This window comes from Deinococcus multiflagellatus, from assembly GCF_020166415.1.
GTDB classification, from domain to species: domain Bacteria; phylum Deinococcota; class Deinococci; order Deinococcales; family Deinococcaceae; genus Deinococcus; species Deinococcus multiflagellatus.
Genome location: NZ_JAIQXV010000006.1, coordinates 15,627 through 39,363 on the forward strand (window position 1 = coordinate 15,627; position 23,737 = coordinate 39,363).

A 23,737-nucleotide genomic window follows, 5' to 3' on the forward strand; every position below is an offset into this window, starting at 1 on the left:
GTACATGATTCCGGGGCTGGCCCTACAACAAAGGCCCCCAGCCACATGGGCCGGGGACCAGGGACAGCCGAAGCTTAGTTGCCGGTGTACAGCAGGCGGTTGGGGCTGCCGGTGCCCGCGCCTGTCACCTTGCCGGTGGTCGCGCTGCTGACCAGCGCACTGGTCACGGCGCTGGTGCTGCTGTTGCCGGCGGCCAGTTTCAGCGCAGCGGCGCCCGTCACGTGGGGGGTGGCCATTGAGGTGCCGGAAATGGTGTTCGTGGCGCTGGTGGAGCCGATCCAGGTGGAGGTGATGTTGCTGCCGGGCGCGAAAATATCCACGCAGGTGCCGTAGTTCGAGAAGCTGCTGCGGGCGTCGGTGTTCGTGGTGCTGCCCACGGTGATCGCGTTCGCCGCGCTGGCGGGCGAAACGTTGCAGGCGTTCTGGTTCTCGTTGCCGGCCGCCACGACCATCACCAGGTTGCGGCTGGCGGCGTTGTTCACGGCGTCGTTCACGGCCTGGCTAAAGCCCCCGCCCAGGCTCATGTTCGCCACGGCCGCCGCGCTACCCTTGTTGGTCACGGCCCAGTTCACGCCGGCAATCACGCCGGAGTTGCTGCCCGAACCCTGGCAGTTCAGCACCTTCACAGCCACCAGGGTCACGCCCTTGGCCACGCCGTAGGTGGCGCTGCCCACGGTCCCGGCGACGTGCGTGCCGTGCCCCTGGCAATCAGAGTTGTTGCCGTCGCCCGTGGTGTTCGTGCCCCAGATCGCGCGGCCACCGAAGTTCGTGTGCGCCGTGTTGATCCCAGTGTCGATGATGTAGGCGCGAACCCCGCTGGCCGTGGCGTTGTACACGTACGTGCCGTTCAGCGGCAGGTTGCGCTGGTCAATGCGGTCCAGGCCCCAGGTGGCGCCCGTCTGGGTGGCCGTGGCGTGCATAACGCCGTCCTGCTCGATGTACTTGACGCGGGGATCGGCCTGCAGCTTCTGCAGGTTCTCGGGATTCAGCTTGGCGGCAAAGCCACTGAGGGCGGCGCCGTAGACGTGCTGGACGCTCACGCCCTGGGGATCGAGGTTCAGGCTCTGAATCAGACCGCTGGCGTCCTGGGCGGTCAGGTCGCTGGCCGCGCCGTCCTTGAAGACCACGATGTACTGGCCGGGAATCGCCTCCGGGTTGCCCATGCCCAGCACGGGCGCACCTGCACTGGCCGTCGGGTCGGTCGCCTGGGGGGTGGTTGTGCTGGTGCCGCACGCGGCGAGGAGAAGGGTGAGCGCAAAGACAGAGCTGGCAAGACGTGCGTTCATGGTGAACCTCCTGGGATATTCCTCGGCCTCGCACAGCCATGTCTGGTCCAACGGCAAAAACATGCGCCTGGACAGAAGCATTGAGGTCGATCAGCTGTAGGAACGTCACGAATGATAGTCAGCGCACGGTCAGCCAAAGATGAGAGACCATCATTTGGGCCTCAGAAACGTTGGGTCAAACGTTCAAATGTCAAGTTTTTACGCACCAAAACGATCATTTTTGTCGTCTTTTATTGTGGGACATTTGTCTCTGGTTCAGAGGTCAGATGAGCCGGGCTTTATTTCCTTCACGGTTTAGGTCTACCTGAAGGGCACTCCAGGGGGCCGCGGCTTCGGCGTGCTGGCTGGGGGAAGCGTTAGGGCCACCAAGGTCACAGAGAAGGCACACCGCTTTGGCTGACACGGCTCCCGAAACATTTGTCAGGCGTGACGGGCTTTTTCCGACCGGATGGACTCACTGAGGGGCGCCGCAGAGAGGGAACAAAGACGGCTGTCCGGGCGCTGGACTTTGAACGCGCCGCAAGCGAGGAACATTCAGTTCTTCTCTGGCTGTTGCGGAAATGGACGGCCGTCCGTATGGGCTCCATGCCTGCGAGCTGTGGCGGTGATCCCCCGGCGGCATGGGCGTCGCTTCGTCCTGGCCCCACCTCAGCGGGCTTCTGGTGATCCCTTGATCGCACTTGCCCACGGTCAACAGACCTCCCGGTCTCTCCCACCACGCCAACAAAAGGCCCCCGGCCGGCCCATAAGCGGGCCAGTCAGAGACCATCACATCGGCGGGGGAGAGGAGGGGCCACGCCCCTCGTCCTTCCCACCCAGCCTGGGCTCAGGGGCCGGTGTACAGCAGGCGGTTGGGGCTGCCGGCACCGGGGTTCGTGACTTTGCCGGTGGTGGCGCTGCTGAGAATGGCGTTGGTCACGCTGCCGGTGGTGCCCAGGCCGCTGGCAATGCGCAGGGCGACGGCCCCGGCCACATGCGGCGAAGCCATGGAGGTGCCAGAAATGGTGTTGGTGGCCGTGTCGCTGCTGTTCCAGGCCGAGGTGATCCCCGAGCCCGGCGCGAAGAGGTCCACGCAGCTGCCGTAGTTCGAGAAGCTGCTGCGGGCGTCGGTGTTCGTGGTGCTGCCCACGGTAATGGCGCTCGCGGCACTGGCCGGGCTGTAGTTGCAGGCGTTGGCATTGGAGTTGCCGGCCGCCACGACCATGACCAGATTCTGGGCCGACGCATTGTTCACGGCGCTGTTCACCGACTGGCTAAAGCCGCCGCCCAGGCTCATGTTGGCGACTGCAGGGGCGCTGCCCTTGTTGTTCAGCGACCAGTTGATGCCCGCAATGATGCCCGAGTAACTGCCCGAACCCTGACAGTTGAGCACCTTCACGGCGATCAGGGTCACGCCCTTGGCGACGCCGTAGGTGGCGCTGCCCACGGTCCCAGCCACGTGCGTACCGTGGCCCTGGCAATCGGTGTTGTTGCCGTCGCCCGTGGTGTTCGTGCCCCACACGGCGCGCCCGCCAAACTGCGTGTGCGAGGTGCGAATGCCCGTGTCAATGATGTACGCGCGGACCCCACTGGCCGTGGAGTTGTACACGTACGTGCCGTTCAGGGGGAGGCTGCGCTGGTCAATGCGGTCCAGGCCCCAGGTGGCGCCCGTCTGCGTGGCGGTCATGTGCATCTCGCCATCCTGCTCGATGTACGCCACGTTGGGGTCATTCAGCAGCGTTTCCAGGTTCTGGGCGCTCAGCTTGGCGGCAAAGCCGTTCAGGGCCGCACCGTAGATGTGCTGAATGCTCACGCCCTGGGGGTCCAGGTTCAGGGCCCGGACCAGCCCGGCGCTGTCCTGGGCGGTCAGGTTAGGCGCGCTGTCTTTCAGCACCACGATGTACTGCCCGGGAATGGCGTCGGGGTTGCCCGTGCCCAGCAGCGGGGCGCCGCCGCGCAGATTTGCGCTGCTGTCGCTGGAGGGGGCACCCGGCGAACCGCAGGCCGCCAGAACCACAGTGAGCGCGAGGAGGACGGAAGGAAGACGTGCGTTCATGGTGAACCTCCTGGAGAAGATGCGGCCTCGACAACATGCGGCGCGCGCCAGAACAGGCTGTGCCAGTGGCCCAAAAGGCGTGCAGGTTGTAAGGGCACTTTCCATGATAGACGCGACCACACCGCCCTCAGATGAGGTGCCCACCTTCTTTCTGCAAGGTGCAGGTGGGTGGGCGCTGCAGGGCGGCCTGGTGTTAAGAAATGCGCCCTGGGCCGCGCAGGTAAGGCCCTTGGAACTGACTGGAACATGAGGAATCTTGACCTTTCTTCATTAGAAAGCTGATGGGGAGGCTGGTCCGGTGCGGGAAGTCACCTGCCGTCCTGTATCCGTCGGGGCGTCCGCCTTTTCACCGGTGAACCTGCAGCCAGATATGCCCACCACAACAGCACCAGACGCCAGCCGCCGAACGGGCACTGATGTCCAGACCGCCCCCATGTCAGGCCCAAGCGCGGCTTCTGCACCCCACCCCCCTGCCGGGGGCATGCGGCTGTGGGGCGGGATCAGGGGTGGAATCTGTCAGAGTAAACCTGACCTTTGGTGTCTGTTTCTCCCCGCCCCACGCCCGGCGGCTTCCCGTGATGGAGCCTCGTTGCCTGCCCTGCCTTGAACGCCTTGCTGCACAGTCTATTTGTCAACCTGAGCGTGCTGATCACGTTCTCGTTTGTGCTCAGCCTGACCTACCGGCGCTGGCCGCCTCCACCGGGTCTGCGCCTGCCTGCCCTGCGCCTGGGCCTGACGGTCCTGACCACCATGGCGCTCTACCTGATGGCCAGCGCCGAGCCTTCGGGCACCCGCATTGATCTGGGGCTGGTGCCCATTGCCATCATGACGCTGCGCTACGGCGGCTGGCTGGGGGTCCTGTGCGGGCTGCCGGCCGCGCTGCTTCCCCTGGCCGGGCACGCCAGCGACGCGCTGATCAGCGTGTTAAACCTGCTGGCGGTGGCGGGCCTGGCCCATTCGCTGCGCTGGACCCTGAACATGGAAGACGCGCAGGGCTCGCTGCGCCGCTACGGCTGGGCAGGCAGCCTGGTGTTTTTGCCCAATGAATTGCCGCTGTGGCTGCTGGGCGACAGCGAAACCCTGCTGCGGGTGTACCTGCCGGCCCTGGCCTTCAATGTGCTGGGGTTCTGGGCCGTGGCGGTGATGATCACCAGCCGGGTGGCCCTGCTGCAAAGCACCGACCAGTTCCGGTTGCAGGCGCTGCAAGACGCCCTGTGCGGCCTGCCCAACCGGCGCCAGTTCGAGCAGGATCTGCCCCTGACAGCCCCGGGGGACGCCCTGCTGCTGATTGACCTGGACCATTTCAAGCGCGTGAACGACGAGTTCGGGCACCCGGTGGGCGACGAGGTGCTGGCCGCCGTGGGCCGGGTGCTGGCCGACACCCTGCGCAGCCGTGACCGCGCCTACCGCTACGGCGGCGAGGAATTCGCCGTGATTCTGCGCCGCGTGCCCGCCGAGCAACTGCCCCAGGTGGCCCAGCGCCTGCGCGAGGCGGTGGGGGGGCTGCGCTTTGCCGCGCCCCTGGACGGCATCACCGTGTCCATTGGGGGGGCCTCGTTTGGCCCGTGGTCCAGCACCCGCACGCTGTGGCAGGCCGACGAAGCGCTGTACCGGGTCAAGCAGTCGGGGCGCAACGGCGTGCGGATTGCGGCCCCCAGCGCTGCCCTGCCCGACAGCGGCCCGCTGCAGGCCCTGCTGGAGCAGCCCCCCACGGTGCGGTAGGCCGCCCGGTCCCCCCTGACGGGCGGTGCCCTTGCCTAAAGCCCGGTGCTCATGGTCCTCACCCAGTCGAGCTTGGGGCGCGGCACCATAGCGCTGGTTGTTCCCCTTTTCACAGTTCTCTTCTGCGAGTCTTCGTCTGTAGCGTGCCCTGTCCGTCGTCTTCTGCGGAGGGTCCGGCGCTCTCAAGAGGCCCCTGACCCTTCTTTCCGTTTTGCTTCCCTCGCCGCGCGCCCGCTGTGCCGGGTGCGGCCAAAGGACGGTGTCTTCTTTCCGTGCTTCGCCCGTTGCCTGCCCCTGCGGCGCCCTGGCCCGCACGCCCATGACCAGCCCTGTGCCGCCGCTGACCCCGCCGCGCAGTCCCCAGTCGCTGCGCCTGCAGATTCTGGCGCTGCTGCTGGCCCTGTTCGTGCCGCTGGGGGTCAGCGCCCTGCTGGTGATTCCCGAACTGATGAAAGCCCGCTTCTGGGCCATTGAACGCGCGCAACTGGAACAGGCCGCGCAGATTGCCCAGGCCAACCTGCTGGCTGAGCAAGACCGGGTGGGGCTGTTCGTGCTGAATTTCAGCCTCTGGAGCGAAACCTTTGACTACGCGGCCGGGCGCAACCCCGGGTATCTGGCGGCCAATCTGGTGCCCGGCACGTTCAAGGGCGGGCGGGTGGACTACTGGGGTATAGAAGCCCCGGACGGCCGCCTGCTGTCGGCGGCCACCTTGCGGGCCGAGCGGGTGGCGCCGGCCACAGCCACCCTTGAGGCGCTGTTTGCCCAGTTGCCGCGCCCCTTGCCGCCCCAGGGGGCCAGCGGCGTGGTGGCGCTGGACGGCCGGCCGCTGGTGGTCGCCGCGCGGGTGATCACCCGTGACGACGGCCAGGGGCGCGGCGGCGTGATGCTGCTGGCCCGCGAACTGACCCCCGCTGTGCTCAGCCACCTGATGTACGGGCAGCGGGCCTTTGGCGTGCGCCTGAGCCGCGACGCCCCCCTGACCCCAGACACCCGCTTTGGCCCTGACGAAAGCACCGAGCGACTGCCACTGCGCGCGCCCAGCGGCCCGGCGCAACTGGCCCTGGAGGTGCGCCAGACCCGGGCGGTCTCGCAGGCGGGCGCCGCCACCACGCAGCAGCTGCGCCTCGCCGTGATTCTGGCGGGCCTGCTGACCGGCGCGGGGCTGCTGTGGTTTCTGAACCGCCGCGTGCTGCGGGTGCTCGAAGGCTACAAGCGGGACGTGCAGCGCATCGCCCAGGACCCCGCCCACCGCCTGGACAGCCGCGACCGCACCGAACTGGGGCTGCTGGCCGGCACCATCAATGACCTGCTGGACCACCTGCAGACCCGTGAAGCGCAGCTGCGCCAGCGCGCTCAGCACGATGAACTCACGGGCGCCTATACCCTGGCTGGGCTGCTGGAGCGCCTGGACGGCGACCAGACGGTGCGCAGCGCCCTGGTGGTGGAGGTGCCGCGCCTGCAGGAATGGACCGGGCTGTACGGCGAACATTTCGTGGACACCCTGATCGCGGCCCTGGCCGCCCGCATGCGCGCCGCCGGCCCGCCGCACCTGAATGCCCGGCTGTCCACCAGCACCCTGGCCCTGGTCACCCGGGCCCCCGGCCAACTGGACCCGGCGGCGCTGCTGGAGCAGCTCGAACAGCCTTTCCGGCTGAGCGAGGGCGAGGTCATGGTGAAATTCACCGCCGGGTACGCCGAAGCCCCGGAGGGCCTGAGCGCCCAGATTCTGCTGCGCCACGCGGGCATTGCGCTGCAGCACGCCCTGGACCACCACGAGCACCTGGGGCTGTTTACCGAAACCTTGCTGCGGCGCAGCCAGGAAGCGCACCTGCTCGAAACGCAGCTGCCCGGCGCAGCGGCGCGCGGCGAACTGTTCGTGGCCTACCAGCCGGTTATTGAGGTGAACACCGGGGCCTGGGTGACCCTCGAAGCCCTGCTGCGCTGGACCCACCCGGTGTTTGGGCCAGTGTCGCCCGCCACCTTCGTGCCGATTGCCGAGCGCAGTGGGCAAATCTACGCGCTGGGCGACTGGGTGCTGCGCGCGGCGGTGCGCGAGGTGCTGCAGGCGCGCGCCCTGTGGCCGCAGGCGCGCGTGAACGTGAACGTCAGCCCCGCCCAGCTGCTGATGCCGGATTTCGCTGCGCGGGTGCTCGCCGCCCTGGACGCCCTGCAGGCACCGGCCGAACTGCTGACGGTGGAGGTCACGGAATCCACCGTCATGCAGAACGTGTCGCTGGCCTGCACCCACCTGCGCCGCCTGCGCGAAGCCGGGGTGCGCGTGGCCCTGGACGACTTTGGCAGCGGGCACTCCAGCCTGGGGGTGCTGACCGAACTGCCGCTGGACGTGGTGAAACTGGACCGCTCCTTTCTGCGCGCCACCCTTACGGGCTCGCGGCAGGCGGCGCTGCTGCACGGCGCCATCCGCCTGGCGACCGATCTGGGGCTGCGGGTGGTAGCCGAGGGCGTGGAAGATCAGGCCATGCTGGAGCGGCTGCGCGAACTGCAGTGCACCTATGCCCAGGGCTACCACATCGCGCGGCCCCAGCCGCTGGCCACCCTGCTGGCGCTGCGCCCACCGGGCGCCGAGATCCAGCGTGAGTTTTGAGGACAGTGCTCAGGAGAGGAGGACCCTATGGACATCCTTCTGGACTGCCTGGGCTGCGCCGCAGAGAGAGAGGGGGGAAATGGATTCCCGGGAATTGAGCCCGGAAGGCGCCGCACGGGAGGCACATCCACCTCTGTTCCGAATCTTCCGGATCAATGGTGCGGACAGTTTCAGCATTCTACAGAGGACAGTCCGGCAAACACGCTGTTTTCTCCCCTCCCCCCTCGTGGGGGAGGTCGGGAGGGGGGCAGCGAGTCGAGCGTCCCAGACAACGTTTCTTCCATCGGCCCCTCGCCACACTTGAAAACTCTCCGTACCATTGCAGACATAGACGGCAGTCCGGGTGACAGAGGTGGTCTCTCTGCCCCGGCGCCCCGCAGGCTGGCCCCCTCGCCCGGGCCCACTGGCCATGAACGTCCCCTGAGCCCCCCCTTGGGGGTGACCCTGAAAGAAAGCTGTGCGAATCAGGCCGTAAGCTGGGGGCATGACCCAGGTGGTGCCGGCCTCCTCTTCTTCCGCCCACTACAGGACGTCCAGCCTGTCTGACGCCTGCCCGGCCCTCCTGCACAACGACGAGCATTTGTACCGCCTGGGGCAGTCGCTGACGGTGCTGCACGCCCAGCAGGGGACGGGCGCCCGGGTGCGCATCCTGCTGCTGAAAGACGACCCCTTCAATCCTCTGGCGCTGCACGGCGACCGCCTGATGCGGCCCAGTGCCACCCTGGGCCTGAAGGCCGAGCTGCGCCACCAGCAGCACCTGCAGGCGCGCTGCGCGGCCCCGCTGGGCGCTGACCCCACACCGCTGGAATTGCTGGTGCGCGACAACCAGGTGCTGGAAGTGCAGCTGGAATCGCTGGGGGACCCCGGCCGCATCAGCAGCGCCACCATGGCGCTGGCCGCCGCCATTGACAGCGCCGCCCGCGCCCCGGCCCCCAAGGCGGCGTCTGGGCTGGGGCGCCTGTTTCGCCGGGGCCAGGACGACGCCCCGCTGCACACCGACAAGGGCGCTGTCGGCCGCACGCTGCAGGAGCTGCGCGCGGCGGTGCAGGAACTGCGCGTGACCCCCTTTGCCACCCTCACGCTCGACTGGGACGACGTTCCAGATGTGGGCTGAGGCCCAGCGAGGCGGCGCTGTTTTACATCCCTCCAAGCCAAGCTGTTGACTGAACGCCGCTCTGGTCACAGAACCCAGAGGCACCCTGGGGGCAATCACCCGAGTGGGCCTAGCAAAAAAAGTGGCGCGGACGGACTTTGAGCGGTTGACCAACGACCCCCCTTACCCCTCGCTGCTGCGCCGCTCTGCAAGTCCCACGAGGGGAGAGGGTCGAGACCCATCATCATCTTGGTGGCAACGGCTTTAAGGCCCGCTTTCGCGTCCAGAAGCCCCGTGCCCACGGTTGTGAAACCAGGGTCTGGATGGTCCTGAAGCCCGCTCTCGAAGGCGGCCGGACAGCGGCGGCCCTTGGACCAACCACCGAACGTCAGTCCGACGGTCTTGATGGGTGCGCGACCACCAGCCCTAGCACACCTGCATCCTTCACGCCGACGACTGAAAAGCCCCGCTGGTGGGCTGGATCAGGTCATTGCCCGGCACTGGCCGACCCTCTCAGGCCAAGAACTGGGCCAAGGGAGCCGGCTGAGGTGGGCTGGGCAGGGTGGGGAAGACCCTTCACCCCGCGATCCGCGAAGCCCTCTCTCCAAAACCGGCCGGTGCTTTCCCGAGCGGCCTCTCACGCTGTTTCCTTGACCAGCGCTGTGAGCCCCTCCCCCCTGAGGAAGCTCCGCAAAACGTCACGGAGCTTCCTTAGAAGCCAGTTCACCGCAACGGAATCGTCAGCTTGTCTTCGGGGCGGCCGAAGGGGGTCACCACCAGCGACGGGTTGGTGTTGTTGGGGTCGTAGCGGGCGGTGATCTCGTAGGTGCCCTGGGCGTTCAGACTGGTCACGCGCTGCACCGTCACGCCCTTACTGCCTTCAAAGCGCAGCAGGGACTGGCGGTCGGGGCCCAGGGGGAGCCCCTCGGCGTTCAGCGGGGTGTAGCGCACCGTGGCGAGGCCGGGCCCCGTGTTGGGCGTTTGCACCCGCTCCACCTTGCTGGCCCTGGGGTCGGGCTTGGCATCCACCACCACAGTGTGCTGGGCCTCGCGCTCGAAGCACAGCGTGCCCTGGCAGATGGTGAAGTAGGCGTGCAGGGTGTATTCGCCGTCAAAGCGGCTGACTTCGGGCGGCAGGGCCACCTCCCAGTAACGGTCGCCCGCGCTGGTGTCGCCGTCCTTGCCGTCGTCATTCAGGGGGAAGGTCAGGGTTTCAGTCTTTAGAAAGCCGCTGCTCTGCTTGGGGTTGGCGCGCAGGTCAGCCGTCTGGCGCACATTCAGCGTGTCGCCCTCGCGTTTGCCCACCTCCTGGCTGCCGGTGCGGGCCAGCACCTCGCTCTGGCTCTGTAGGGGCCGCGTGACCTCCACCCTGGCCGTGACCTTGTCGAAACCGCCCACCGGAATGTAGATCTCGGGAATGTGGAAGGTGGGGTGCAGCCGCTCTCCGGTGTAATTGGGGCTGATGTAGGTGTGGGGCCGCACCCGGGCGCTGCCGCTGGCGAGCGACTCGATAAAGAAGCGCTGGTCGGTGATGGGGACATTGGGCGAGGTGACCGTCCGGGCCAGGATCGCCGCGCCGCCACCCGGGGACAGGGCGGCCACACTGCTGCCAGCGGCGCCCGTGGACTTGTACGCCGCGCTGAACGCGCCGTGGGTGTGCGCGCCCCCCATGCCGGCGTGGCCCGGCATGCTTAGACCCACGCTGCCGGTGAGCACCTGACCGTCGCCCTTCATCACGTCAAAGTCGCGCTCGCTGGTGGCCTGGGCGCCCAGGCAGCGCAGCAGGCTTTCATTGCCCTCCTTGCGCAGGTCGGTCACGATCAGCTTAGGGCCCCGCTCGGCGCAGGCCAGCTTGCTCAGCACATCGTCGTACGGCTGGCGCCCTTCGGCGGTGGTCGTGCTGCTCACGATCAGGTCGTAGCGCCCTTCGGCCAGGGCCGCTGCAAAGCGTTTAGGGTCTGAAACCCGCTCGACTGTGCCCAGGTGCCGCCCCAGTTTCGCCGCCAGCAGCGCCTGGTAATACGCGACGTCATTGGCCCCGTGCATGAGGTTGAAGGTGAAATCCTCGTAATACAGCACACGGTTGCACGCACCGGGTTCACACAGCTGCGCGAGTTGCTGCCCCACGATGGCCGTGCCAATCGCCGGGGTTTTGAACGCCCCGGGCGCAAAGCCATTCAGGAACGAGCGCAGGGGCCGCACGGCGCGGGCGGTCCAGCGGCCATCGCGCTGCGTGCCGTAGGGCAATTTCACGCGCACGATGTGGTAGGTGGCCCCAAAGCGGCTTTCCACGTTGGCGTCATTCAGGTTCAGCGGCACGCCCGTGGGGGTGGTCACAGCCAGACGCAGGGCCCCCTTGGGCAGGTTCTGTTCCCAGGACAGCACGAACACCACTTCGGTGTCGCTGCTGGCCACATGCACGGTGGGGGCGCTGGCGTGGGCGCCGGCCCGCAGCACCCCAATGGGGTCTTTGCCCACGAAGGTGTCGAAGATATCCGCGAAGCACTCCACGAAATATTTGTTCAGGGTCAGCGGATCGGCGTCGGCCCGGTAGGCGCCGCCCTGCCGCTCGGCGAGGTCGCGCAGTTTCGGGCCGTCCAGACTGCCGGGGGTGCCAAAGCCCACGGCGCACAGGTGCGTGTCGCGCAGCTGGTTGGGGGCGCGGCCCTGGACCTCGGCAATCATGGGCGCGGTGTTCTCCACGCCGTCGGTCAGCAGCAAGATGGCCTTGTTGGGGTTGCTGCTGGCGTTCAGGGCCGTGACCGCCGCGCGCAGGCCCCCGCCGATGCTGGTGGCGCCGCCGGCATTCACGCTGGTCAGGGCTGTGTTCATGGCGGCCGGGGCACTGCTGGCGATGGTCAGGGGCAGTTCCGGGCTGGGGGCAGCAGCGGTGGAGAAACTGATCAGGCCCACGCGGTTGTTGGAACTGTCGCGCAGCAGGTCGGCAAACAGGCGGGCGGCGTTCTTGGCGCTGTTCAGGCGGTTGTCGCTGCCCGTGCCGTTGGGCAGGGTCATGCTGCCCGACTTGTCGAACACGATCATCACGTCGGTGTCCTGAAAGGTCAGCAGTTCATCTTGCAAGTCGTTCACGAAGTTGTGAAAGCGGAAGAACATGGGGTCGCGCGGCGCGGTGGTCACGCACATGATGTCGCGGAAGTGCAGCGGACTGGTGGAGTCAAAGCAGGTGTTGCCCGGGGTTCCCCCCGCCTGCGCCATGGCCACATGCGTGTTGTTGTGCCACGGCACCAGGGAGCTGCCGTAATCCTCCAGCGTGGTGGTGGCCGGATTCAGGGTGCCGCCCGCTGCGGGCAGCCGGAAGTTGGCGGGCAGCGAGGTGCAGTTGGTGCAGGCCGCCAGATCCGGGCGCGTGGCGTGGCCCAGGGGCATGCTGGCGCTGGGCGAGGGCATCCAGGTTTGCAGAAACGGCCGCCCCTGCGACTGCCGGAAGAGGTTGTAGGCGTACAGAAACTGCCGGTGGAAGCCGAAAAAGCGGTTCCCATCGTTGGGAAAGCTACCCAGGCTGGGGTTGATGGTGGCGTCGAAGGTGCAGTGCCAGTTCAGGTGAACAGACAGGATGCTGAGCGGCGGGGTGGAGCCGCCGCAGCCCCAGGCAGGGATGGGCTCCAACACCCCGCCCAGCGAGGGCACCGGCTGGCCCAGATAGGCGGCCAGCGTGGCGGATTCCACCGCGTCGGCGGCGGCGTCCTGGCCGAGCAAGAGGGCGGCGCCCAGGCAGACCATACGGGCACCAGCAGGAGAGAGAACGCAGCGGCGCAGGGACATCTCAGTACCTCCGGGGGAACAGGGAAACGGGCCGCCAGAAGCGGCGCAGAGCAGGGCGACACGGACGCCGGAACCAGGAAAAAGAGCCGCAAGAGGACGGAAAGCGCACCTCGGCCGCACCCGGGGGCATCGGCGGACAGCGCCCGCTGCGGACTTTGGGGCAGCGGCCTGTTCGGTGGGGTGCCTCTGTGGATGCACCTCACAGCATCCACGTGCGCCGTGATCAGGCCGTGATCAGTCAAGCCCTGTGAGGTCACGCTTTCCAGGGCGGGGAACAGTGACGGCACGTTCACCCTTGGGACCAGGCAGCGACCCTTTGCTGGCCCACATGCCGACCCTTCACCTCTGGGTGGTTTCAGCTTCTGTGGTCAAGATGGCCCGGTGGCCGATGGAATGCAGGCCACCTCTCAGCTGGCCCACCCGCAGCCCGCACAGCCGCCCCCTCTTTTTTGCCCAGCCATGTGCCCGGACCAGCAGCGCCTGGACGGTGCGCCGCCCCTCTTCACCGGGGCATGCTGGCCCTTGCCCGTCTTCCGGGCGCCGCCGCTGTCAGAATGGGCGCATGACTGCTGGCAGATGGTGGCCCGTTTGACCCTGACCCTGGGCCTGGACGCTGGGGGCAGCGCCACAAAATGGGCGCTGTGCCGCGCGGGGGTGCCTGTGGCGGCCGGGCAGTCGCCGCCGCTGACCGCGCCGTTGCTGCACACCGCACAGGGGCCAGCCAGCCTGCAGGCCCTGCAGGGCGCCCTGCCCGGCCAGCCCAGCGCCGTTCATGTGGGCCTTCCTGGCTTAAGCCGGGACACCGCCGCCGCCGAAGCCGTGGCCGATACGCTGGCGCACGCCCTGGGGGTGGGGCGCCACGCCCTGAGTGTGGAAAGCGACCTGGACCTCGCCTACCGCGCGCACCTCGCGCCGGGGGCGGGGGTGCTGCTGTACGCGGGCACCGGCAGCGTGGCCTACCACGTCACGCGGAACGGCCAGGTTGTGCGCGCGGGGGGCCGGGGCTTTCTGATTGGCGACGACGGCGCCGGTTTCAGCCTGGGGCGCGCGGCGCTGCGGTTCATCACGGACCAGCTGGACGCGGGCGAGGTCCCGGGTTCGCCGCTGGCCCGGGAAGTCGCGGCGGTGACAGGCGGCCTGGACTGGGACACGCTGCGGGCCTTTGCCTACGCGGCCCCTGGCGCGGGCGCAGTGGCGCGGCTGGCCCCTGCCGTGGGCCGCGCCGCCGACGCCGGAGACCCCGTGGCCCAGGCCCTCTTGCAGGACGCGGCGCAGGCCCTGGCTGCACTGGCGCGGCGGGTGCAGGCGCGCACGGCGCCGCTGCCCGTGACCGCCACGGGCGGGGCACTGCGCATTTCTCCGCTGTTCACGGCGGCGCTGGGGCGCGCCCTGCCCGGCGTCTCGGTGCAGCAGCGCGATCACGCTCAGGCGGCGGCCCGCTACGCTGAGCGGCACCTGGGCTGAGGATAGGGGGGGGCGGAGGCCGGTCGGCGCTGAGCCTGGACGTGGGTGGGAGGGGTTCCCAGCCACGCCCTGAACAGCCCCGGAGAGACCGGCGCCTTCCCTTCAGGAAACAGGCGGCCACCACCGATCCTCACCGGCCCAGGTCAGCGCCCTCTGTGCCTTGCCTGTCCCTCCCCGCTCGCCTCACGCCAGCAGGGCGTCGCCCCGGTCCTCGGCGGCCCGAATGACCACTTCCACCAGTTCCGGGTCGAATTGCTGCCCGGCCTGGGCGCGCAGTTCGGCCACGGCGGCCTCGTGGGTCCAGGCGCGCTTGTAGGGGCGCTCGCTGGTCAGGGCGTCGTACACGTCGCACAGGGCAAACAGGCGCCCTTCTACGCTGATCCCCTCGGCCTGCTTGCCGGCGGGGTAGCCCTGGCCGCTCCAATGCTCGTGGTGGTCCTGAATCACGTTCAGGGCCAGCGGGGGCAGAAAGGCCAGGGCGCGGGCAAAACGTTCGCCGGCCTCGACGTGTGAGCGCATGGTGACCCATTCCTCTTCGGTCAGGCGGCCGGGTTTGAGGAGCACCGCGTCGGGAATGGCGATCTTGCCAATGTCGTGCAGGTAGGCCCCCCAGCGCAGCGCCTCCAGGCGGTCCGGGTCCCAGCCCAGGGCCTGTCCGGCGCGCAGGGCCAGCCGGGTCACCCGGTCGGTGTGGCCGTGGGTTTCACCGTCGCGCGCCTCCAGCATCAGGCCCAGGGCGCGCAGCGCGGCTTCGCGGGCCTGCCGGGCGTCTTCCTCGGCCGCCAGCCGCCCGGAGAGCGCCGCCACGGTGCCGGACACCAGGGTCAGCAGCGCCACTTCGGTCGGCTGCCAACAGTGGGGGTCCAGGGTGTGCATCAGAAAAGCGCCCAGCAGGCGGCCGTCGCTGGCCCGCACGGGGGCGGCGGCCACGCTGGCGACCCCCAGTTCGGGAAGGCCGGCCGTTTCGTGGCGGCTGCGGGTGTCGTCAAAAAACAGGGGCTGACGGCTGGCGGCCAGGGCCTGCAGCAGGGGCGTTTCGGCGGGCAGACCGTGGGCGGCAATGGCCTGCATCCCGGGCGTGGCGGGCATCTCGCCGGTGGCGGCGCGCACCCGGTACGACAGGTCGCGGCTTTCGAGCTGAAAATAGGCCGAGCCCTGCGCCGCCGTGTCCCGCACCAGTTTTTCCAGGGTGGGGGTCACGCCCGCCGCCAGGGTCTGGGCGGCCAGCACCAGTTGGGTGAGATGCAGCATGTCTTGCGCGGCCTGTTCGCCCGCCGGGGGGTGATGGTCATCTGCTGCCGGGCCGGTCATGGCGCTTAATCTAGGTTGAGCCGTCTGTCAGAATTCCTTCATTCCCGCAGCAGGGCCTGGGCGGTCTGGCCGTCCACGATCAGGGTGCGCAGCAGCCCCCCGGCCAGGGCGGCGCGCAGGGCCCCGACCTTGCCCAGGCCGCTCACCACGCACAGACTCTGGGGCGCGCGGCGAATCAGGCTCAGGTCCGGGCCACTGCTGCGCGCGTTGATGGGCAGCCCGGCCGAGGTGCCATCCGCGCGGAAAAACACGGTGGCGATGTCGCCCGCCACCTCCTGGGCCTGCATCTCGTGGCGGTCGGTGTCGGTCAGGGCGCCGGCGGCGTAGACATGGCTGGGCACCTGTGCGCCCGGCGAGCCCACCGAGTACAGCAGCACGTCGGCGCGTTCTTGCAGCGCCAGCACATGCCGCACGCTGCGCTCGCGCCACATGGCCGCGCGGGTGGCGGGGTCGTCGAAAAAGGTCGGCACCGGAAACAACCACGCGCGCGCCCCGAACGCGCGGGCAAAGCGGGTCATGGTGTCGGTCACCAGGCCGTCGTGAAAATCCAGGGCGCTGGCACTGCCGTTCAGCTGCACAATCTGCAGTTCTGGCACGGGGCGAGGCGTCAGGGCGCGCGAGACGGCGCTCACGGTGGTGCCCCAGGCGAGCCCCAACACCTGCCCGGGGCGCAGGGTGTCGTTCAGCGCCCGCGCGGCGGCCACCGCCACCCGCTCCAGCCACACGGCTTCCGGGCTCTGGGGCGGCACCGGCACCACCTGCGGGTTCAGAAAGGGGTAGCGCGCCCGCAGCTGCGCTTCCAGGGCCTGCGGGGCGCCCTGGGGGTCGTGAATGCGGATTTCCACCAGCCCACGGCGCCGCGCGTGCGACAGCAGGCGGCTCACCTTGGGGCGCGACAGCCCCAGTTCGTGCGCAATGGCCCCGGTGGTCAGGCCCTGGTGGTAGTACAGCCGCGCCACCCGCACCGCCTGAACATCGTGCGCGTCGCTCATGCCCGGCAGCATACGGCAGCCTGCCCCCGGGTGAACAGATGTTCACGTGCATTGACATCCTGTTCAGGGGGTGGTGTGATCGGGCCCTGTGCTGTCCGCCCCGCCTTTCGTACGGACTGCCGTCCATTTCCGTAACATCCAGGAAAGAACTGGATGTTCCTTCAATTCCCGGAAATCCGTCCTTTTTCCTTCTCCCTCCGGTCGAAAAAATTCCGTAAGGCGTTACGGAATTTTTCGGAAGCCGTATCAGAACTGTCACAGGAGCCGCATGACCCAGTTCGTTCTTGCCCTGGATCAGGGCACGACCAGCAGCCGCGCCATCGTCTTTGACCGGCAGGGCCAGATTCGCCACTCGGCCCAGAAGGAATTCACCCAGCACTTTCCGCGCCCCGGCTGGGTGGAACACGACCCGCGCGAAATCTGGAGCACCCAGATTGGCGTGGTGCAAGAAGCCCTGGCCGGCGCCGGGCTGCGCGCGGGCGATCTGGCGGCCATTGGGATCACCAACCAGCGCGAAACGGTGATGATCTGGGACCGCGCCAGCGGTGAGCCCCTGGCCCCGGCCATCGTGTGGCAGGACCGCCGCACCGCCGCCGAGTGCGAGGCCCTGCGCGCCGCCGGGCACGAAACCCTGATCCGCGAAAAGACCGGCCTGCTGCTGGACCCCTACTTCAGCGGCACCAAGCTGGCGTGGCTGCTGGACCATGTGCCCGGCGCCCGCGCGCGCGCCGAACGCGGCGAACTGGCCTGCGGCACGGTGGACAGCTGGCTGCTGTACCGCCTGACCGGCGGCGAGGCGCACCTGACGGACGTCTCGAACGCCAGCCGCACCCTGCTGCTGAACATTCACACGGGCGAGTGGGACGACGAACTGCTGGCGCTGCTGCGCGTGCCGCGCGCCCTGCTGCCCCAGGTGCGGCCCAGCAGCGAGGTCTACGGCGAAACGGCGCCGGGCCTGCTGGGCGCGCGGGTCAAGATTGCGGGCATGGCCGGGGACCAGCAGGCCGCCACCTTCGGGCAGGTGTGCCTGCGCCCCGGCATGGCCAAGAACACCTACGGCACCGGCTGTTTCATGCTGATGAACACCGGGCCTGAAGCGGTGCACAGCCCCAGCCGCCTGCTGACCACCGTGGCCTGGGACCGGGGACAGGGGCGCACGTACGCGCTGGAGGGCTCGGTGTTCGTGGCGGGCGCGGTGGTGCAGTGGCTGCGCGACGGCCTGGGCCTGATCCGCGACGCCGCTGAGATTGAGGCGCTGGCAACCGCCGTGCCCGACAGCGGCGGGGTGTATCTGGTGCCCGCGTTCGTGGGCCTGGGCGCGCCGTACTGGGACCCTTACGCGCGCGGCACGGTGGTGGGCTTCACACGCGGGACCACCCGCGCGCACCTCGCCCGCGCGGCGCTGGACAGCGTGGCGTTCCAGGCCGCCGACCTGCTGGGCGCTATGGAGCGCGACAGCGGCGTGACCCTTTCCGAGCTGCGGGTGGACGGCGGGGCCAGCCGCAACAACCTGCTGATGCAGGCGCAGGCCGACCTGCTGGGCGTGACCGTCACCCGCCCGAAGGTGACCGAAACCACCGCGCTGGGCGCCGCCTTTCTGGCCGGGCTGGCGGTGGGGTACTGGCAGAGTGAAGCCGAGCTGGAAACGCTGTGGCAGGTGGACCGCTCCTTCGAGCCCACCCTGGCCGCCGATGAGCGGGAGCGCCGCCTGAGGCAGTGGCGCCGCGCCGTGGAGCGCAGCCGCGCCTGGGCCGAGGAGGAGGGCGCGTGACGCCGGGCAACGATGCCCGCCGCGCGAGCCTTCACGCGGCCCTGAACGAACACGTGTGGGACCTGCTGGTGATCGGCGGGGGCGCCTCGGGGCTGGGGACCGCACTGGACGCCGCCACGCGCGGTTACCGGGTGCTGCTGCTCGAAGCGCGCGACTACGCCCAGGGCACCAGCAGCCGCTCCACCAAGCTGGTGCACGGCGGGGTGCGGTATCTCGCGCAGGGCAACGTGGCCCTGGTGCGCGAAGCCCTGTACGAACGCGGCCTGCTCAAGCGCAACGCGCCCCATCTGGTGCACGACCTGGGCTTTCTGATCGCCGCCTACCAGTGGTGGGCCACGCCGTTTTATGGCATAGGCCTCAAACTGTACGACCTGCTGGCCGGGCGCCTGAACCTGCGCGCCAGCCGCCCAGTGGGCATGGGCGAGGCCCTGCGCGGCATTCCCACCCTGCGCCAGAAGAGCCTGAAGGGCGGCGTGCTGTATTTCGACGGCCAGTTTGACGACGCCCGGCTGGCCGTGACCCTGCTGCGCACCCTGGAGAACTTTGGCGGCGTGGCCCTGAATCACGCGCCCGTGGTGGGGCTGGTGCAGGAAGGCGGCAAGGTCGTGGGCGCGCGTTTCCGTGACGAGGAAACCGGAGGGACCCACGAGGTGCGCGCCCGGGTGGTGGTAAACGCCACCGGGGTCTTTGTGGACGAGGTGCGGCGCCTGGAGCGCCCGGACGCCCCGGCGCTGCTGTCGCCCAGCCAGGGGGTGCATGTGGTGGTGCCCCGGCGCTTTCTGCCCGGCGAACACGCCCTGATGGTGCCGCGCACCGACGACGGCCGGGTGCTGTTCGCGGTGCCCTGGCACGACCGCGTGGTGATCGGCACCACCGACACGCCCGTGCCCGGTGTGAGCCCCGAACCGTGCGCCCTGCCCGAGGAGATTGACTTCATTCTGGAGACCGCCGCGCGCTACCTCTCGCCGGCCCCTACCCGTGCCGACGTGCTGAGCGTGTTCGCCGGCCTGCGCCCGCTGGTGAAGGCCGGTGGGGGCGAGACCAAGAGCCTCTCGCGGGACCACACCCTGCAGCTCAGCGAGGGCGGGCTGCTGACCCTGACCGGCGGCAAGTGGACCACCTACCGCCACATGGCCGAAGACACCGTGAACCGCGCCGCCGCGCATGCCGGGCTGCCCGCTCGCCTGAGCCTGACCCGGGGCCTGCAGCTGCACGGCGCCACGCCGGAGCCCCTGCCTGAGCCCTGGCGCGTGTACGGCACCGACGCCGCGCGGGTGCAGGCCCTCCCCGGCGCCGACGTGAAGCTGCACCCGGCCCTGCCCTACGTGGAGGCCCAGGTGCGCTGGGCGGCGCGCATGGAACAGGCCCGCACCGTGGAGGATGTGCTGTCGCGCCGCCTGCGCGCCCTGCTGCTGGACGCCCGCGCCAGCCTGGAGGCCGCCCCCCGCGTGGCCGAGCTGCTGGCCGAGGAACTGGGCCATGATCAGGCGTGGCAGGCCGCGCAGGTGCAGGCCTACCGGGCACTGGCCCAGGGGGCGCTGCTGGCCCCTACGACCCCGGGCGGCTGATTCCTGGGTCCTCCGGCTCCTGGGCGTGCCAGTCGCGCAGCCACGCCAGCAACTCGGCGGGGGGCATGGGGCGGCCAAACAGGTAGCCCTGCATGGCCGCGCAGTCCAGGTTCAGCAGGCTGCGGGCCTGCTCGGGCGTTTCGACTCCCTCGGCAATCACGCCCAGGTTCAGGCTGCGGCCCAGCGCCACCACCGCTTCCACCACCGCCACCGCCTGCGGATCGTCCGGCACCGTTTTCAGGAACGAGCGGTCAATTTTCAGCGTGTTCACCGGAAAAGCGCGCAGGTAGCTGAGGCTGGAATAGCCGGTGCCAAAGTCGTCAATGGACACGCACACGCCCAGCGCGCGCAGCGCACCCAGGATCTGCTGCACCCGCTCGATATCGGCCATCAGCATGCTTTCGGTGAGTTCCAGTTCCAGCAGGCCCGGCGTGAGCCCGGTCCCCTGCAAGCAGCGCTGCACGGTGTCCAGAAAGCCAGGGTCGGTAAATTGCAGCGGCGAGATGTTCACCGACACCGGCACGTCGTGCCCGCAGGCCTGGGCCCAGGCGCGGCTCTGCTGGCAGGCGGTCTCCAGCACCCAGGCGCCCAGCGGCACGATCAGGCCGCTTTCCTCGGCCAGGGGAATAAAGTCCAGCGGCGACACCGCCCGGCCGTCGGGGCGCACCCAGCGCAGCAGGGCCTCGGCGCCCAGCACCTCGCGGGTCCAGAGGTTCACCTTGGGCTGGTACACCAGCGAGAACTCGCGGCGCTCAAAGGCCTGGCGCAGTTCGGCCTGCAGGCTCTGGCGCGCCAGGATGGCCTGGTGCAGCGCGCGGGAAAAGAAGCGGTGGCGCCCCCGGCCCTCGGCCTTGGCGCGGTACATGGCGGCGTCGGCGTGTTGCAGCAGCACGTCGGTGCCCTCGCCGTCGTCGGGGTACAGGGCCACGCCCACGCTGACCCCCACCTCCAGGTGGTGCCCCGCCACGTGGTAGGGCGCCGTAACGGCCTCGGTGAGTTTGGCCAGCACGTTCTCCACATGGTCGGCCTCGCGGATATCCGGCAGCAACACGATAAATTCGTCCCCGCCCTGGCGGCTCACCGTGTCTGAGGCGCGCAGCACCCCGCGCAGGCGCGCCGAGACGGCTTTAAGCAGTTCGTCGCCCACATGGTGGCCCAGCGAGTCGTTGACATTCTTGAAGTGATCCAGGTCCAGAAACAGCACCGCAAAGCGCGTGCCCTGGCGCTGGGCGCGGCTGATGGCCTGCGAGACCCGGTCGCGCAGCAGCACCCGGTTGGGCAGGTCCGTCAGGGCGTCGTGCTGCGCGAGGTGGCTCATGCGCACGGCCATGGCCCGCGCCTCCGAGACATCGTGGAAGACGAGCACGGCGCCCAGCAGCTCGCCCTGCTCATTCAGAATGGGCGCAGCCGAGTCCTCGATGCTGTGGTGGTGCCCCGAGCGGCTGCGCAGCACCGTGTTAGCCGCCAGCCCCAGCGCGACCCGCTCGCGCAGGGCGCGGCGCAGCGGATTGGCCAGTTCGGTGCGGGTCCCTTCGTCCAGCAGCCCCATCACCGTTTCGATGGGCTGGCCGGCGGCCTCGGCCAGGGTCCAGCCGGTCATGCGCTCGGCGGTGGGGTTCAAGAAAGTCACCCGGCCGCCGGGGTCGGTGGTGATCACCCCGTCGCCAATTGACGCCAGGGTCACGCGCGCCAGCTCACGCTGCTCGGTCAGGGCGCGCTCGGCGGCCTTGCGGGCGGTGATGTCGGTGCCCAGCGAGAAAAACCCGCGCACCTCGCCGCCCTGCACGTCGGGCACGTACACCAGCTCAATGAAGCGGAGGTGGCCGCTGGCATCGGTGAGCTGCCGCTCAAAACGCAGCGTTTCGCCGCCCAGCACCCGCTCGATCATCGGCTGGTTCTGGGCGTAGAGCGCCTCTCCAATCACGCTGCGCATGTGCTGGCCGCGCACTTGGGCCGGCGTTTGCCCGAACCAGTCCAGGTAGGTGGGGTTGCCAAAGCGGTTGTGCAGCGTGGTGTCCCAGTAGCCGATCAGGGCCGGCAGGTTGTCCAGCAGCAGTTGCAGGTCCTGGGTGGTGCGCACCTGCTCGGTCACGTCGGTCTGGGTGCCCGTCATGCGCAGCGGCTGGCCCTGCTCGCCGCGCGCCGTGACCTGCCCGCGCACCTGAAAGTAGCGCCACTCCCCGCTGGGCTGCCGGGCGCGGTACTGCGCGTTCAGGGCGCGGCCCCCCGCGAGGTGCGCGCGGTAGGTGTCCCGCAGGGCCGGCATGTCCTCTGGGTGCACCCGGGCCAGCCACGCGTCCAGGGTCACGGGCGTCTCCCCCTCAAAGCCCAGCTGCGCCCGGAACGTGTCCGAGACAAACAGCTCGCGCCCGGGCAGCCGCCAGTCCCAGATGCCGTCCTGGGTGGCTTCCAGGGCCAGCCGCAGCCGCTCATGAACGTCCTGCAGCTGCGCTTCGGCCGCCACCTGCGCGGTGATGTCCTGAATCTGCGACAGAAAAAAGGCGGGCGCGCCGTCCTCGTCCAGAATGAGCGAGACGTGCAGCGCAATCCAGATCAGCTGGCCATCTTTGCGCCGGTAGCGCTTGCGCAGCTCGTACTGGTCAATCTCGCGCGCCAGGACGCGCCGCAGCAGGGCCAGATCGCTGCCCAGGTCCTCGGGGTGGGTGATGTCCTGAAAGGTCAGCGCCAGCAGTTCGGCCTGGGCATAGCCCAGCATGCGGCACAGCGCCTCGTTGACCGTCATGAACCCGCCCTGCAGCGAGACCAGCGCCATGCCGATGGGCGAGCCCCGAAACATGGCCGCAAACAGCTGGGCCTCGCGCTCAGGCATGGGCCGGGTGCCCGGGAAGACGAAAAGAAGGGGACATCAGGGCAATTCTAAGCGGGCCGCCGCGTGCGTGGCATGCCCCGCCGGTGGGGGTTGGGTGACCAGCAGGGCGGTGAGCGCCAGCACGGCCAGCAGCCCCAGGGCTTCGCGGCGCAGGGGCGCGCGCAGGCCCTGCCCCCGTGCCAGGGCCCGGCGGACCCCCAGGGCCAGCCCCAGCGTCACGGCCACCGCGCCCAGCTTCAGCAGCAGGGTCTGGCCGTAGGGGGTGCCGGTCCAGGCCGAGGGCAGGCGCAGGTGCTGCCCCGCCATCGCCAGTCCGGTCAGCGCCAGGGTGAGTACGCAGGCCACCGCCACCGGGGAAAAGCGCCGGGCCAGTTCGGGGGAGCCCCGGCGCAGCAAGGTCAGCACGCCGCCCAGCCAGACGCACATGGCGGCGGCGTGGGCGGCGTGCAGGGCCCGCACCCCCACACCGTGCCCGGCGCCGTGGCCCACCCCCGCCGCGCCCCACACCACCACAGCCGCCGCCAGCGGCAAGGCCAGCCAGGGCCAGCGCCCGGTCTCGGCGGCCAGCAGCAGCGCGGCGCCCAGCAGGGCCAGCAGCATGCTCCGGCCAGGGCCAGTGCCCGTCAGGTAGACCAGCACGTCTGCCGGAGCGGTGAACCCCAGGGCCGACAGGGTCAGCGCCAGTTGCCCGCCCCAGCCCAGCAGCAGCAGCCCAGCGCCCAGCGCGGGCACCCACAGCCGGGGCCAGCCGGGGGTCCACAGGCGCCGGGCCAGCACGCCCCCCAGCAGCGCCACCAGCCCCAGGTGCGTGAGGCCGGTCAGCAGCGCCAGCACGGCCTAGCGCACCCGGAAGGTGCTCAGGCCGCTGACCGGGTGCCCGTCTTCCGACAGCAGCCGCCAGGCGACCACATACAGCCCGGGTTTCAGCCCCGCTTTCAGCGGCACGCTCAGCCGGGCGGCGAGGCCCGCCGTGGTCGGGGGCCGGCTGACCAGCGTGGGGGTCTCCGGACGCGCGGCCAGGGCCAGCTTGGCGGCGGCCTCGGGGGTCTGTCCGGCGGCCACCGCCATCACCCGCACGGTGCTGAAGCGCAGTTCCACCGGCTCGCTGAAGTTCAGCGTGACCGCAGTGGGCGCCTGGACCACCGCGCCCCGGGCAGGCACCACCGACGTGACGGCGGTGTGCGCCAGGGCCGCGCCCGGCAGGGCCAGCAGGGCCAGCAGCAACAGTCGTTTCATGGTTTCTCCTCTGGGGGGCACAGGGGGGCGCGCAGCGTGGC

The 23,737-nt window shown here is 69.5% G+C and carries 13 protein-coding genes and 1 pseudogene; 6 read left to right on the top strand and 8 right to left on the bottom strand.

Annotated elements, in window-relative coordinates:
* Window positions 1–77: 77 nt before the first annotated feature.
* Window positions 78–1,286 (bottom strand): annotated as a pseudogene (locus tag K7W41_RS09510) (S8 family peptidase); the annotation flags it as partial.
* An 826-nt stretch (window positions 1,287–2,112) separates the two neighbouring features.
* Window positions 2,113–3,321 (bottom strand): S8 family peptidase, encoded by a 1,209-nt coding sequence (locus K7W41_RS09515; protein WP_224607329.1) that lies wholly within the window; start codon window positions 3,319–3,321, stop codon window positions 2,113–2,115.
* Window positions 3,322–3,924: 603 nt separating this feature from the next.
* Between K7W41_RS09515 and K7W41_RS09520 the strand changes: the two genes are divergently transcribed.
* The 3 genes from K7W41_RS09520 to K7W41_RS09530 all read left to right on the top strand — a co-directional run bounded on the left by K7W41_RS09520 (window position 3,925) and on the right by K7W41_RS09530 (window position 8,762).
* Complete coding sequence (locus tag K7W41_RS09520) at window positions 3,925–5,043, top strand: GGDEF domain-containing protein (protein WP_224607332.1); 1,119 nt, start codon at window positions 3,925–3,927, stop codon at window positions 5,041–5,043.
* Between the two features lie 319 nt (window positions 5,044–5,362).
* Window positions 5,363–7,648, top strand: a complete 2,286-nt coding sequence (locus K7W41_RS09525; protein WP_224607334.1) for a putative bifunctional diguanylate cyclase/phosphodiesterase — start codon at window positions 5,363–5,365, stop codon at window positions 7,646–7,648.
* A 484-nt stretch (window positions 7,649–8,132) separates the two neighbouring features.
* Window positions 8,133–8,762, top strand: coding sequence for a hypothetical protein (locus K7W41_RS09530; protein ID WP_224607336.1), 630 nt, complete (start codon window positions 8,133–8,135; stop codon window positions 8,760–8,762).
* A 702-nt stretch (window positions 8,763–9,464) separates the two neighbouring features.
* Here the strand turns inward: K7W41_RS09530 and K7W41_RS09535 are convergent.
* Window positions 9,465–12,524: a vWA domain-containing protein gene (locus tag K7W41_RS09535; protein ID WP_224607338.1), complete on the bottom strand. Its 3,060-nt coding sequence runs from the start codon at window positions 12,522–12,524 to the stop codon at window positions 9,465–9,467.
* 579 nt (window positions 12,525–13,103) lie between these two features.
* Here K7W41_RS09535 and K7W41_RS09540 point away from each other — a divergent pair.
* Window positions 13,104–13,988: an N-acetylglucosamine kinase gene (locus K7W41_RS09540; RefSeq protein ID WP_224607608.1), complete on the top strand. Its 885-nt coding sequence runs from the start codon at window positions 13,104–13,106 to the stop codon at window positions 13,986–13,988.
* A 183-nt stretch (window positions 13,989–14,171) separates the two neighbouring features.
* Here K7W41_RS09540 and K7W41_RS09545 read toward each other — a convergent pair whose 3' ends face one another.
* Complete coding sequence (locus K7W41_RS09545) at window positions 14,172–15,299, bottom strand: HD domain-containing phosphohydrolase (RefSeq protein WP_224607340.1); 1,128 nt, start codon at window positions 15,297–15,299, stop codon at window positions 14,172–14,174.
* 38 nt (window positions 15,300–15,337) lie between these two features.
* Complete coding sequence (locus K7W41_RS09550) at window positions 15,338–16,291, bottom strand: sugar-binding transcriptional regulator (RefSeq protein ID WP_224607342.1); 954 nt, start codon at window positions 16,289–16,291, stop codon at window positions 15,338–15,340.
* A gap of 268 nt (window positions 16,292–16,559) precedes the next feature.
* Between K7W41_RS09550 and glpK the strand changes: the two genes are divergently transcribed.
* Window positions 16,560–18,062, top strand: a complete 1,503-nt coding sequence (gene glpK, locus K7W41_RS09555) for a glycerol kinase GlpK (RefSeq protein WP_224607345.1) — start codon at window positions 16,560–16,562, stop codon at window positions 18,060–18,062.
* A complete protein-coding gene (locus K7W41_RS09560; protein ID WP_224607348.1) occupies window positions 18,059–19,630 on the top strand; it encodes a glycerol-3-phosphate dehydrogenase/oxidase in 1,572 nt (523 codons plus the stop codon). The genes glpK and K7W41_RS09560 overlap by 4 nt, the downstream gene beginning before the upstream one ends.
* On the opposite strand, the gene K7W41_RS09565 is transcribed toward K7W41_RS09560, so the two are convergent.
* Genes K7W41_RS09565 through K7W41_RS09575 form a run of 3 tightly spaced genes read right to left on the bottom strand, consistent with a single transcriptional unit; the run spans window position 19,611 to window position 23,696 of the window.
* Window positions 19,611–22,460, bottom strand: coding sequence for a sensor domain-containing protein (locus tag K7W41_RS09565; protein WP_224607351.1), 2,850 nt, complete (start codon window positions 22,458–22,460; stop codon window positions 19,611–19,613). The two genes, K7W41_RS09560 and K7W41_RS09565, sit on opposite strands and share 20 nt — an antisense overlap.
* Before the next feature lie 36 nt (window positions 22,461–22,496).
* On the bottom strand, window positions 22,497–23,294 hold the full coding sequence (locus tag K7W41_RS09570) for a CopD family protein (RefSeq protein ID WP_224607353.1): 798 nt from the start codon (window positions 23,292–23,294) through the stop codon (window positions 22,497–22,499).
* A gap of 3 nt (window positions 23,295–23,297) precedes the next feature.
* Window positions 23,298–23,696, bottom strand: coding sequence for a copper resistance CopC family protein (locus tag K7W41_RS09575; RefSeq protein WP_224607355.1), 399 nt, complete (start codon window positions 23,694–23,696; stop codon window positions 23,298–23,300).
* Window positions 23,697–23,737: the final 41 nt, after the last annotated feature.

What these genes read in the sequence shown, in the direction of transcription:
- K7W41_RS09515 (WP_224607329.1), bottom strand. Translation starts at nt 3,321, where the DNA reads ATGAACGCACGTCTTCCTTCCGTCCTCCTCGCGCTCACTGTGGTTCTG.
- K7W41_RS09525 (WP_224607334.1), top strand. Translation starts at nt 5,363, where the DNA reads ATGACCAGCCCTGTGCCGCCGCTGACCCCGCCGCGCAGTCCCCAGTCG.
- K7W41_RS09530 (WP_224607336.1), top strand. Translation starts at nt 8,133, where the DNA reads ATGACCCAGGTGGTGCCGGCCTCCTCTTCTTCCGCCCACTACAGGACG.
- K7W41_RS09535 (WP_224607338.1), bottom strand. Translation starts at nt 12,524, where the DNA reads ATGTCCCTGCGCCGCTGCGTTCTCTCTCCTGCTGGTGCCCGTATGGTC.
- K7W41_RS09545 (WP_224607340.1), bottom strand. Translation starts at nt 15,299, where the DNA reads ATGACCGGCCCGGCAGCAGATGACCATCACCCCCCGGCGGGCGAACAG.
- K7W41_RS09550 (WP_224607342.1), bottom strand. Translation starts at nt 16,291, where the DNA reads ATGAGCGACGCGCACGATGTTCAGGCGGTGCGGGTGGCGCGGCTGTAC.
- glpK (WP_224607345.1), top strand. Translation starts at nt 16,560, where the DNA reads ATGACCCAGTTCGTTCTTGCCCTGGATCAGGGCACGACCAGCAGCCGC.
- K7W41_RS09565 (WP_224607351.1), bottom strand. Translation starts at nt 22,460, where the DNA reads ATGCCTGAGCGCGAGGCCCAGCTGTTTGCGGCCATGTTTCGGGGCTCG.
- K7W41_RS09575 (WP_224607355.1), bottom strand. Translation starts at nt 23,696, where the DNA reads ATGAAACGACTGTTGCTGCTGGCCCTGCTGGCCCTGCCGGGCGCGGCC.